The 10,839-nt window shown below is 72.1% G+C and carries 7 protein-coding genes; 4 read left to right on the top strand and 3 right to left on the bottom strand.

The genetic code is table 11. The annotated features are described in order from the left end of the window. The first annotated feature begins 11 nt into the window (after positions 1-11). Both WMF11_RS40040 and WMF11_RS40035 read left to right on the top strand, forming a co-directional pair. Entirely contained in the window at positions 12-170 is a 159-nt protein-coding gene (locus tag WMF11_RS40040; protein ID WP_437974549.1) for a hypothetical protein, read from the top strand. A 506-nt stretch (positions 171-676) separates the two neighbouring features. Next, positions 677-1,804 carry a DUF4419 domain-containing protein gene (locus tag WMF11_RS40035; RefSeq protein WP_437974548.1) on the top strand — a complete coding sequence of 376 codons (1,128 nt, stop codon included), beginning with the start codon at positions 677-679 and terminating at the stop codon, positions 1,802-1,804. 31 nt (positions 1,805-1,835) lie between these two features. On the opposite strand, the gene WMF11_RS40030 is transcribed toward WMF11_RS40035, so the two are convergent. Beyond that, the gene (locus WMF11_RS40030) at positions 1,836-4,181 is read right to left on the bottom strand and encodes an AAA family ATPase (protein WP_437974547.1); all 2,346 of its coding nucleotides are present in this window, start codon (positions 4,179-4,181) and stop codon (positions 1,836-1,838) included. A 512-nt stretch (positions 4,182-4,693) separates the two neighbouring features. On the opposite strand from WMF11_RS40030, the gene WMF11_RS40025 reads away from it, so the two are divergent. Next, complete coding sequence (locus tag WMF11_RS40025; protein WP_437974546.1) at positions 4,694-6,364, top strand: hypothetical protein; 1,671 nt, start codon at positions 4,694-4,696, stop codon at positions 6,362-6,364. Positions 6,365-6,428: 64 nt separating this feature from the next. Here WMF11_RS40025 and WMF11_RS40020 read toward each other — a convergent pair whose 3' ends face one another. Then, the gene (locus tag WMF11_RS40020; RefSeq protein WP_437545026.1) at positions 6,429-6,974 is read right to left on the bottom strand and encodes a hypothetical protein; all 546 of its coding nucleotides are present in this window, start codon (positions 6,972-6,974) and stop codon (positions 6,429-6,431) included. A 256-nt stretch (positions 6,975-7,230) separates the two neighbouring features. On the opposite strand from WMF11_RS40020, the gene WMF11_RS40015 reads away from it, so the two are divergent. Beyond that, positions 7,231-9,741, top strand: a complete 2,511-nt coding sequence (locus WMF11_RS40015; RefSeq protein WP_437974545.1) for a PAS domain-containing protein — start codon at positions 7,231-7,233, stop codon at positions 9,739-9,741. A 22-nt stretch (positions 9,742-9,763) separates the two neighbouring features. Here the strand turns inward: WMF11_RS40015 and argF are convergent, their stop codons facing one another. Further along, the gene (gene argF / locus WMF11_RS40010; protein ID WP_437545024.1) at positions 9,764-10,699 is read right to left on the bottom strand and encodes an ornithine carbamoyltransferase; all 936 of its coding nucleotides are present in this window, start codon (positions 10,697-10,699) and stop codon (positions 9,764-9,766) included. Positions 10,700-10,839 lie beyond the last annotated feature (140 nt).

The following is a 10,839-nucleotide window of genomic DNA, read 5'->3' as shown; positions in this document are numbered from 1 at the left end:
TGGGCGCGGCCGTGCTGCTGGACGTGCTGCCGCCGTCGGTCAGGGGATGCGCGAAATTGCCCGCGCTCTTTACCTGGGCGCGCAGCCCCGAGCGGACACCTGTGGCTTTCGACGGCGAAGGCGAACGGCTGCGCGAGGAGCTGCGCGAGGAGGGCATGCGCCATGAATGACGCGAAACTCATGCGCTGCCAAGCGCCTCGCTCCTCGCCTGGAGGCGGGATATGCGGTGCCATGTCACCCTGCTCGGCCAGCAGCGATCTCTCCGGATCCGCCTTGTGGACCGGGAGATGCCCGCACCTTCGCGCCATCGTGGCGGTCCCCTGGGACCGAATCCGCGCATGCCTCCAGGGCGACGTGGCGACAAGCCTCGCGATTGCGGTCGGTCCGCCGAGCAGGTAACCTGGCGCTCTGATTGCACGCACTGATGTGTCAGTTTTGCCGGAATGTTCCGCTGTGGGTGAGCGTTTGCTGCCTCTCCGCTCACGCATCTGACGCACGGCCGTGCGTCGGCGCGCCCGACGAGGTCGAGGTGCTGCCGAGGCGATTCCAAGGTTGAGCCCGCTGCGCGGCTGCCGCCGGTGCGAGTTGTCTCGCGCGGCGCGCTTGTGTACGAGGTTCTATCTACGGCAGCGCTGGCCCATGAAGCCGTTGCGCAGGGCCAGGAGGACGAGGAGCCATGAGCGTCACGACGATCGACGTTGCCGGGGTCGCGCCTTCGACGGCGCCCTTGCCTGCGTTCGACGAAGAAGCTTCGGTGCAGAGCCTGCTCGTCTCGCCGATCGAGGCCGCCTACCGCCATCGCCTGCCGCTCGTCGGGTGCACGGACGTACATCCGCTCGTCCAGGCAGCGTACATGGCCTTCACCCAGCGCTATCCGCTCGTGCTCTCGCCCGACGTGATATGGCTCTGCCTGGCGCGCGGGCTCACGCTCCACATCGCCTCGAACGAGGCGCAGCGGCGCAAGTTCATCCGGGAGGACCGCGATTTCGAGCTGACGCTCGACCGGCCTGATTTCACGCTCGGCCAGGTGAACCCGTGGCCCATCACGTTCTCGGAGCTCTCCGCCCAGACCGCAGCGCAGGTCGGCGAGCTAAGGGAGCTCCTGGCAGCCGCCTTCTCGACGACAGGGCCGGTCGAGCGGGTGGCCTCGGAGCTCACGGTGACAACCCCGCTCGCGCCGCATTTCGAGTGGGAGCCGCCGTTCCCGGCCGACATGGTGTTTCCGACACCCGGAATCCCGCGCATCTACCTGATGGGTACGGCGGATGACTGGCGCTCTGTGCGGCAGCGCGCGGAAGCGTTCGGACCGGTCGGCGCGGAGCGCTGGACCCGCGCGCTCCTGCCCGTGCTGGACCAGATCGTCGCCTCGGCGGAGGGGCGAAAGCCCCCGGATCCGGCGTTCTGGCGCGCCTTCTTCCGGTACGAGAACGCGGCGGACGAGCTCACCGGCTGGATTCACGTGCTCTTCCCCTACCTCCGCGCGTGGCCCGCAGATCACTTCGTCCCGAATACACACCTCGACGACTGGCTCGAGCGGTGGACGGCGGCGGATGCTCGGCGCAACCCGCTCTTGGCGCTGGCGGAGCCGCAGGGGCCGGGGTTGGCTCGGCTCCCGCCGGCGCTGGCGAGCGCGCCGCTGCGGCTCGTCGACGCGCACCGCCAGGAGCACGCCCTGGAGCTCATCAGCGGGCTCATCGGCGTCACACAGGACCCGCACTCGCTCGCGCTCATCCCGGAGTTCGTCTGGGCCATCTTGCACGAGGAGCCCGGGGCCGCGCCCGACGAGCCCATCGAAGCGGGCTGAGCGCCGGCCGACCGCCGCTCCCCCCCTTCGTCTACCCGAACCGCACCTCGAGCCCCGCGCCCCCGCCCGCCACCACGACCTCTCGATCCCTGCACGCCGGATCCTCCGCCATGCGCGCCGCGATCGGCGTGATCACCCGCTCCTCGATCACCCGCTTCAGCGGCCGCGCCCCGCGCCTCGGATCGAACCCCGCCTCGGCCAGAAAGGAGCGCGCCTCGGGCAGCACACGGAGCCTCAGGTTGCGCCGCACGAGCCCGGTGCGCGCCTCGGCCTTGGCGAGCTCGAGATCGACGATCCTGAGCACGCTGTCCCGCCCGAGGCCCCGGAACTGCACGACGTGGTCGATGCGGTTCACGAACTCCGGCCGGAAGTGCTCGCGCACGCCCGCCGGCGCCGCGCGCCGCGCGCCCGGGGGCAGGGCGCGCTCGTCGTCGCCGCCGAAGCCGACAGGCGCCCGGTCGGCGACGCCGAGGTTCGAGGTCATCACGATGAGCACCATCCGGAAATCCACGTGGCGCCCGTCCTCGTCCGTCAGCCGCCCCTCGCCGAGGATCGCGAGCAAGAGGTCGAACACCTCGCGGTGCGCCTTCTCGATCTCGTCGAGCAGCACGAGCGACAGCGGCTCCTGCCGCACGCGCTGCGCGAGCGTCGTCGCGTCCGGCCCCGCCGCGAGCAGGCGCGCCGACGAGCCCGGGAGCCTGTACTCGCTCATGTCGAGCCGGATCATCCGCCCCTCGTCGCCGAACATCGACCGCGTGAGCTCCTTCGCGAGCTCCGTCTTGCCCACGCCGGTCGGGCCGACGAACAGCAGCGTGCCGCACGGGCGCTCGGGGTCGTTCATCCCGGCCTTGAAGCGCGCCAGCACCCGCGCCGCCGTGTCGCACGCCTCGTCCTGCCCGATCACGCGCCGCTTCAGCCCGCGCGCGATCGTCTCGGCGCTCGCGGGGATCTCGTCGGCGATGAGCTCGATCGGCAGCCCCGAATGGCGCGCGTAGGCCTCGGACACGTCCCGCGGGTACAGCACGCGCGAAGGCGCCGCTCCGGCCGCCTCCGCCTCCCCGCCGGCCCGCGTACCGGCCTCCTGAGCGAGCCAGTCGAAGAAGCGGAACGCTTTGCCGGGGAAGAGCACGTCGCGCCGGAACATCGCGAGGTGCTGCACCAGCCGCTTCTTGCCCGCCGGGTGCAGCCGGACGCGCGTGTCCTTCCGCGCCTCGTACTCCGCGAGCAGCGCCGGCACCGCGGCCGCGTCCGGCTCGCGCAGCCGGACGATCTGGAAGCACCCCACGAGCGAGGCCGCGCGGCGCTGGCACGCCTCGAGCTCCGGCTCGGTGCACTCCGCGATGAGGCTCACCTCCCCGGTCCGGAGCGCCGGCAGGAACACGTCGCCGATCGACGCGCCGTCCGGCTGCGGCCGCAGCAGGGGCAGGAGCGCGCCGACGTGGAGCAGATCCCCCTCGTGCGACAGCTCGCCCACGAGCTTCAGGCACCTCGCCTGCCACATGCCGAGGTACTTCATCCCGGCGAGCAGCCTGTCGGCCGACGTGCTGAACAGGCCCGGCGAGCCCGCGCGCGCCTTGTCCCTTCGCCACGCCGCGAACCGCCGCGCCAGCCGGTGGACCCAGGTCGTCTTGCCGACGCCCGGGCCGCCCACCAGCAGGATCGACGGCATCGACGTGGCGCGCGCGCCGTGCGCGGCGCGCGCCGCGTCGAACAGCGGCAGCGCCTGCTCCAGCTCCTCGGACTCGCCCACCGCGAGCGGCAGCCGCTGGCGCGCGGCCTTCTCGACGAGATCCTCGGAGACGGCGTGCAGCGTGGGGCGCTCGTCCTCCGGGCGCCGAGCGCTCCGCCCGGCGCGCTCCATCCGGCGCGGCGACCACGGGCGCACGTACTCGTCTCCCTCCCGGCGAAAATCGAAGAGCGACCGCGGGGACTCGCCGAGCAGCGCGCTCGTGACGAGCTGGCGGAGCACGTCGGGCGCGATCGAGAGATCCTCGAGGACCACGGACCAGCCGAAGCGGGGGAGCATCACGCGGACGCCGCCCTCGGCGAGCTTGCTCGCGAGGTACGTGAGCCGCAGCGGGATCTGGCGCCGGCCGACGACGGCCGTCCGCTTGACCGTGGTCTGCGGGTGGACATCGACGTCCAGCGAGCGGACCTCGAACGACTCGTCCCACAGGTAGCGATCGAGATCGTCCTCGTCCGTGGCCAGCCTCGCGTGGAGCTCGACCTCGATCGCGCGCAGCACCTCGTCCTCGGAGGCGCCATAGGCGGACGGCGCCGGCCGATCGAAGAGGAATGCCCACGTGCGCAGGAGGATGCCGGTGAAGCGGCCATCGTGGTGGGCGATGAAATAGACGCGGAGCGATTTCTTGGTCATACGGTGGCGGTGGAAACGCGCAGCCTGACCGCGCGAGCCTATCACACCCGGGCAACACCCCGCGCCGGGAGCGTCGCTGCGTAGCCCGGCCGCGCTGCTGGTTGTTTCATTGCGCGCGCCGTCGGTTCATTGCTCCCCTCTTTCATTGCGCCATTGTGCCGATTCCGCCGCAGTCGTCCGCGCAGCGCCCGAGGAGGCCTGTCCAGGCGCGAGGTGGAGCGGCGCCGGAAACCGCTGACGGTCGACTCAATGTCAGATCAACTCCATGCGCCGTGGTGACGGCGTGCGTCAAAGCGGCCGCGCGCCGCGACGCAGGAACAACCGTGCTGCATAATTCTGGCGGTGTGGAGATGTGTAATCTCATCCACCCTGGTCTCCTCGGGAGGTGTAGAGTGGTGTTCATGCCGCAAACGCCTTATCTCACGACGCCTCGCCGCCGCGCGGCTCGAGCCGCGTTTTCCTTGTTCCTATCGCTTGCCCCGCTCGTGGGGGCCGTGCCCGCGAGCGCTGCTGTGACGCAGCTGGATGGCACGCGCCTGCCCACGGCGGTCAAGGAGGCCGAGCTTGGCCTCGTGAGGAGCCGGGGCTTCGAGGAGGACGCTGTCACGCTTGAAGGGCTCTTCATGCACCGGGACGAAGACATCGATCCGCTGGCCGACGCGAGCACGGAGCCAGGTGTCTTCTCGCCGCTCTGCGGGTTCTCGGGAGAGCTCGTGCTGCGCGGGGGCGGGTGCAAGGTCGCGTTCGGCTGGTACAACGCGACCGCGAGCGGCGTGCGCCCGCCGGACAACCAGATCTACGAGCTGATCCCCGCGGACACCTCAACGGCGTTCGACTGCGACGACGACGACTTCTGCCCGCTGGCCACGATGGAGACCACCCAGACGGGGCAGCACGGCTGGACGCCGCGGCAGTTCTCGGCGGCGGACATCCGGAGCGATCGGCGGTACCAGGGCGGCCTGGTCGGCTTCGCGCTGATCGGCAAGGCGGGCACCTACTGCACCCAGACGAAGTTCTCGCAGCGCGAGCTGAACACCGTCTGCACGAGCTGCACGCCGAACGCGCCGTGGGTGACGACGCTGATCTACACGTCGACCGCCGAGCCCGACGCGTTCTATGTCGCCTTCGAGGACCTGCCCGTGACCGCGACGAGCTGGAAGGGGAACCAGGGCGGGTACGAGAACGACGGCGATTTCAACGACTTCGTCTACTACATCACGGGCGTGACCTGCAAAGGCGGCGGCGAGGTCTGCGACACGGGCCTGCAGGGCGCGTGCGCCGTGGGCAGGACGGGCTGCGCGACCGAGGGCGAGGTCGAGTGTCTGCCCGTGCTCGAGCCCGGCGAGCAGAAAGAGACCTGCGACAACATCGACAACGACTGCGACGGCGAGGTCGATAACGGCGAGGGGCTCTGCAACGAGGGCTTCGTGTGCAACCGCGGGTCGTGCGTGCCGTACTGCGGGCGCGGCGAGGTGGTCTGCGACCTCGGCCTCGTCTGCAACGACGACGGCTTCTGCGTGGAGCCGGCGTGCGTCGACAAGGAGTGCACAGGCGGCCAGATCTGCGTCGGCGGCAACTGCGTGGGCGGGTGCGACGGCGTCGTCTGCCCCGCGAACCAGGAGTGCCAGCTCGGGCGGTGCGTGGATCTCTGCGCCCACATCGAGTGCGAGGAGGGCGCGGTCTGCGAGCGCGGCATCTGCCAGTCCAACTGCGGGTGCCGCACCTGCCCCGCCGGCAAGGTGTGCGCGCCGCAAGACGGTCGCTGCGTCGACGCCGGCTGCGAGGGAAAGACGTGCGCCGAGGGGCAGGTCTGCGTCGCCGGGAGCTGCGCCGACGCGTGCGCGGGCGCCGTCTGCCCCGGCAACGCCCCGTGCGTCAACGGGGTCTGCGGCGAGCCGGTGGTCCACGGCGGCGCCGCCTCCGCCGCGAGCGGGTCGAGCGGACCCGACGTGGGGCTCGACGATCCGGTGGATCTGACGACCGGCTCCGGTTCCGGTCCCGGCTCCGGCTCCGGCGGCGCGAGCGGCGGCGGCACGGGCGGCAACAAGCCCGACGCGTCCTGCGCGTGCCGCGCGGGCGCGACCTCGGAGGCCTCGCCGGCCAGGGTCGGCCTGCTCGGGCTCGGTCTCCTGCTGCTCGCCGGCCGCAGGCGCCGCGCGCGCCGCGCCGCGAGCCGCCCGTAGGCCTCGCCCTGGGGCGCGCCGCGGGCCGTCCGCGAGCCGCGCCCTGGCCCGCCGCGCGCCCGCGTCACCCCGCGGAGCGCGCGGCCATCGCCGCGACGAGGCCCCCCACGATGGCCGCCAGGACCCACGCGAGGCGCGCGCCGAACGGTGACGCGGCCGCGGCGCCGGCGGGGAGCGGGAACACCACCGAGCGCACCCGCCGCGACTCCGCGTCGACGAGGAGCACGCCGTCGACGTCGAACGCGACGCGGTACTCGAGCAGCTGCCGCCGCGTCGCGGGCGTGTCGATGCGCGGCGCGAGCCGGCCTGTCTTCACCTCGGCGACATACCGCCTGGGACCGTGCGCCACGAGGTAGTCGGCGCGGAGACCGACGCTGACCGGCTCGCCGTCGATCTGGACTCCGTACGAGACCGCGACCTGCCGGCCGACGATGGTGTAGCCGAGCTCGCGGAGGAGCGCCTCGGCGCGGACCTCTCCCGCGGCGCCCTGCTCCCGGCACCGCGAGAGCCGGCGCCGCTGCCATGCGCGCCTCCACGCGAGCCGGAGCGTCTGGACCAGCCCGAAGGCGAGCGCCGCGCCGGCCACGGCCAGGAGGAGCTCGGGCGGCATGTCGCGGAAATCCACGCTGCGCGGGTTTGCTCAGGAATCGGGATACCGGGCCAAGTTTTCTGCGCCGGATCGCCTGCGGCTTGGCTGGCGCGCATGTCCAGGCGCTCCTATGACTGGGCCGCAAGAGGCATACCGCCTGCTCGTGCTCTGGTGTGGTGGCGCCGTATTCCAAGAGCGTGCCCGGCTGATCTGGTCAGGGATGTACACCCATCGTCCGCGAGAGCACCCCCCTGCTGGATCCGAGGGTCGTCTGCCTGTGATCGAACACGAGGAGAGGCACCGTTCGCAGATCCGCGCGCTGACCGAGGCCAGCCGCGCGCTCGCGTCCGCGTGTTCGGCGCCCGCGATTCAAGAGATCGTCCTCTCCGCGGCGGCGCGCCTGAGCGGCTCCGGCAGGGCCGTCCTGATCCTGGACGACGAGGACGGCCGTCCGGTCGTGCGAGCGGCGCTGGGGCTCGATCCGGCGCTGCTCGCCGAGCTCTGCGGCCGCCCGCTCCCGAGCGCCGACGACGGGATGGCGCGAGCGCTGGACGGGGCGACCCACGTCGCCGCCGCGCCGCTGATCGTCAGCGGCCGTGTCTCTGGCGTGCTCGCGGTCGAGCGGGGCGCCCCGGCCTCCGGCGAGGATGCCTGGCTGCTCGAGGCGCTCGCCGATCACGCCGCGGTCGCGCTCGCAGGCCTCGCCGATGGCGCCGCGCGCGCAGGCGCCGGGGAGCCCCACGCGCGCCTGGAAGCGGACGCACGGGACGAGCGCTATCGCCTCCTCGCTCGAGCGATCAGGGACCCGATCTGGGACTGGGACATCCGGACGGATCGGGTCGAGTACAACGAGACGTTTTACGAGGTCTTCCGTTATGCTCCCGAGCAGACGGCTCGGACAGGCGCCTGGTGGATGAGCCGCTTGCTGCCCGAGGATCGCGACCGCGTGGTGCGCGGCTTCGAGGAGCTCTTTCGCGGCGACGCCGACACCTGGTCGGCGCAGTACCGCGTGTACCGTGGCGATGGCTCCGTCGCCCGGGTGTTCGATCGCGGGGCGGTGCTCCGCGACGCGTCCGGCAAGGCGATCCGCATGGTCGGATCGGCGGTCGACCTGAGCGAGCGGTTCCGGATCGAGAGCGCGCTCCAGGACCGGGAGGATCGGCTCCGGCTGGCCACGTGGGCGGCGGACGTGGGCACGTGGCGGGTCGACCTGGAGACGCGGCACGACACGAGGGACGCGAGCCTGAACCGCATCCTCGGCCTGGACGAGCGCGAGACGACGCAGCCCATGGGCGACTGGATGAGCCGCGTCCACCCGGACGATCTCGAGGCGGTGATGGCCATGCACGAGCGGAGCGTCCACGAGCGGTGCATCTACGACATCATCCACCGCGTCGTCCGCGCCGACGGGTCGATCCGGTGGGTCCACGATCGCGGGCGCATCGTCGCCGATCGGGACGGCTCCCCGCTGTTCCTGACGGGCGCCGTCGTCGACATCACCGAGCTGAAGCAGCTCGAGCACGAGCGCACGGAGCTGCTCCGCCGCGAGCAGCAGGCGCTCGCCCAGTCGGAGAAGGACCGCATCCGGGCCGAGGACGCGAACCGCATGAAGGACGAGTTCCTCGCGACGGTCTCCCACGAGCTGCGGACGCCGCTCACGGCGATCCTGGGCTGGGCGCGGCTGATCAAGGACAAGGGCCTCGCCCCGGAGCGCGTCAAGCAGGGCATGGCGTCGATCGAGCGCAACGCCCACGCGCAGGCGCAGATCGTCGACGATATCCTGACGGTCTCCCGGATCATCACGGGCAAGCTGCGGCTCCGCACGATCGCCGTGGATCTCGCGGCGGTCATCGAGGCCGCCGTGGACACCATCACGCCGACGGCGAAGGCGAAGGAGATCGAGATCCGCGTCGAGCCGGGCGAGGGGCTCAGCCACGTGTGCGGCGACCCGGATCGCCTCCAGCAGGTCATGTGGAACCTGCTCTCCAACGCGGTGAAATTCACCCCGAAGCGAGGGCTTGTCACCGTCCGGGTGGGGCGGAGCGACGCCCAGGTCGCGATCTCGGTCACGGACAACGGCAAGGGCATCACCACGTCGTTCCTGCCGTATGTGTTCGACCGCTTCCGCCAGGGCGACTCCTCCCCGACGAGGGCTCACGGCGGGCTCGGCCTGGGGCTCGCGATCGTCCGCCACCTCGTCGAGCTGCACGGCGGCACGGTGGAGGCGGAGAGCCCGGGCGAGGGGGGAGGAGCGACGTTCACGGTGACGCTCCCCCTGCCCGTGGCCCCCTCCGCCGCGCACGAGGGGACGCCGTCCGCGCCGGGGCGCGCCCCGCTGCGGAGCGGGGAGCCATCGCCGCTCTTCGGCGTTCACGTCCTCGTCGTCGAGGATGAGCCGGACGCCCGGGAGATGATCGCGTTCTTGCTGGAGGGAGCGGGCGCGCGGGTCACAACGGCCGGCTCGGCGAGCGAGGCCATGAGCGTCCTGGAGCGGCTGAGGCCCGATGTCCTGCTCAGCGACATCGGTATGCCGGGGGAGAGCGGTTATGCGTTGATCCACCAGCTCCGCGCGGCGGGCCGGGACGAGATCCGGCGTATCCCCGCCGTGGCCCTGACCGCCTATGCCCGGATCGAGGACCGGAGGAGGGCGCTGGCGGCCGGCTTCCAGAAGCACATCGCCAAGCCGATCGACCCTGCCGACCTGGTGCAGGTCGTCGCGGACCTCACGGGCCGCTCGGGCGGCGACGGGCCCCCCGCCCGCTCCCGGCGCGGCGCCCTCCTCGGTTGACCCCGCGCCGCACGCGGCCGCTCTAGGCGAGCTCGACGCCGAGCAGCCACAGCATGAGTGCCTTCTGCACGTGCAGCCGGTTCTCGGCCTGATCCCACACGCGCGAGCGCGGCCCTTCGAGCGTCTCGTCGTCGATCTCCTCGCCGCGGTGCGCCGGCAGGCAGTGCAGCACGATGGAGTGCTGCGCGGCCTTCGCCATCACCTTGGCGTCCACGGTCCAGCCGGCGAACGCGGCGCGGCGCTTCTCCGCCTCGGCCTCGTGTCCCATGCTCGCCCACACGTCCGTGTTCACCACGTCCGCGCCCGCCGCGCCCTCGCGCGGGTCGTGGGTGATCGTGACGTGGCCCGTCTTCCGCGCGCGCTCGACCTCGTCCGCGGGCGGCATGTACCCCTCGGGCCCGGCGAGCACGAGGTGGAAATCGAAGAGCTGCGCCGCCTCGAGCCACGAGCGCGCCATGTTGCTCGCGCAGTCGCCGAGGAACGCGATGCGCCGGCCGGCGATGCCGCTCCTGTCCCCGTTCGCCGCGAGCGCCTCCTGGATCGTGAAGACGTCGCTCAGCACCTGCACCGGGTGGCCGTCGTCCGAGAGCGCGTTGATCACCGGCACGCTCGCCTCCGCCATCTCGAGCAGGCGCGCGGTCGACGACGTGCGGAACGCGATCGCGTCGCAGTACCGGGCGAGCACGCGCGCCGTGTCGCGGATCGGCTCGCCGCGGGCGAGCTGGCTGCCCTGGGTGCTCAGCACGACCGGCTGGGCGCCGAGCTGCGCGATGCCGACCTCGAACGACACGCGCGTGCGCGTGCTCGCCTTCTCCAGGACGACCGCGATGGCCCGGCCGGCGAGCATCGTCGTGCGCCGCCCTTTCGGCTCCTCCTTCAGGCGAGCGGCGAGCCTGAGCACGCGGTGCGCTTCGGCCAGGGTCGTGTCCGTGATCTTGAGGTAATCGCGCTTCGCCATTGTCCCGCCTTCCGCGTCGCCGCCGTCCGGGCGCGCCGCCGCGCCGCGGGCAGCCCGCGACGCAGGGCGCGCCGTACGCCCGTCGTGATGTGGCACAACCGGGACGCCGACGTCAATCGGCCGTGGATCCGCCGTGGACC

It is taken from the genome of Sorangium sp. So ce295 (assembly GCF_051527405.1).
Lineage (GTDB): Bacteria > Myxococcota_A > Polyangia > Polyangiales > Polyangiaceae > Sorangium > Sorangium cellulosum_B.
This window is presented reverse-complemented; position numbering and strand designations above follow the sequence as displayed.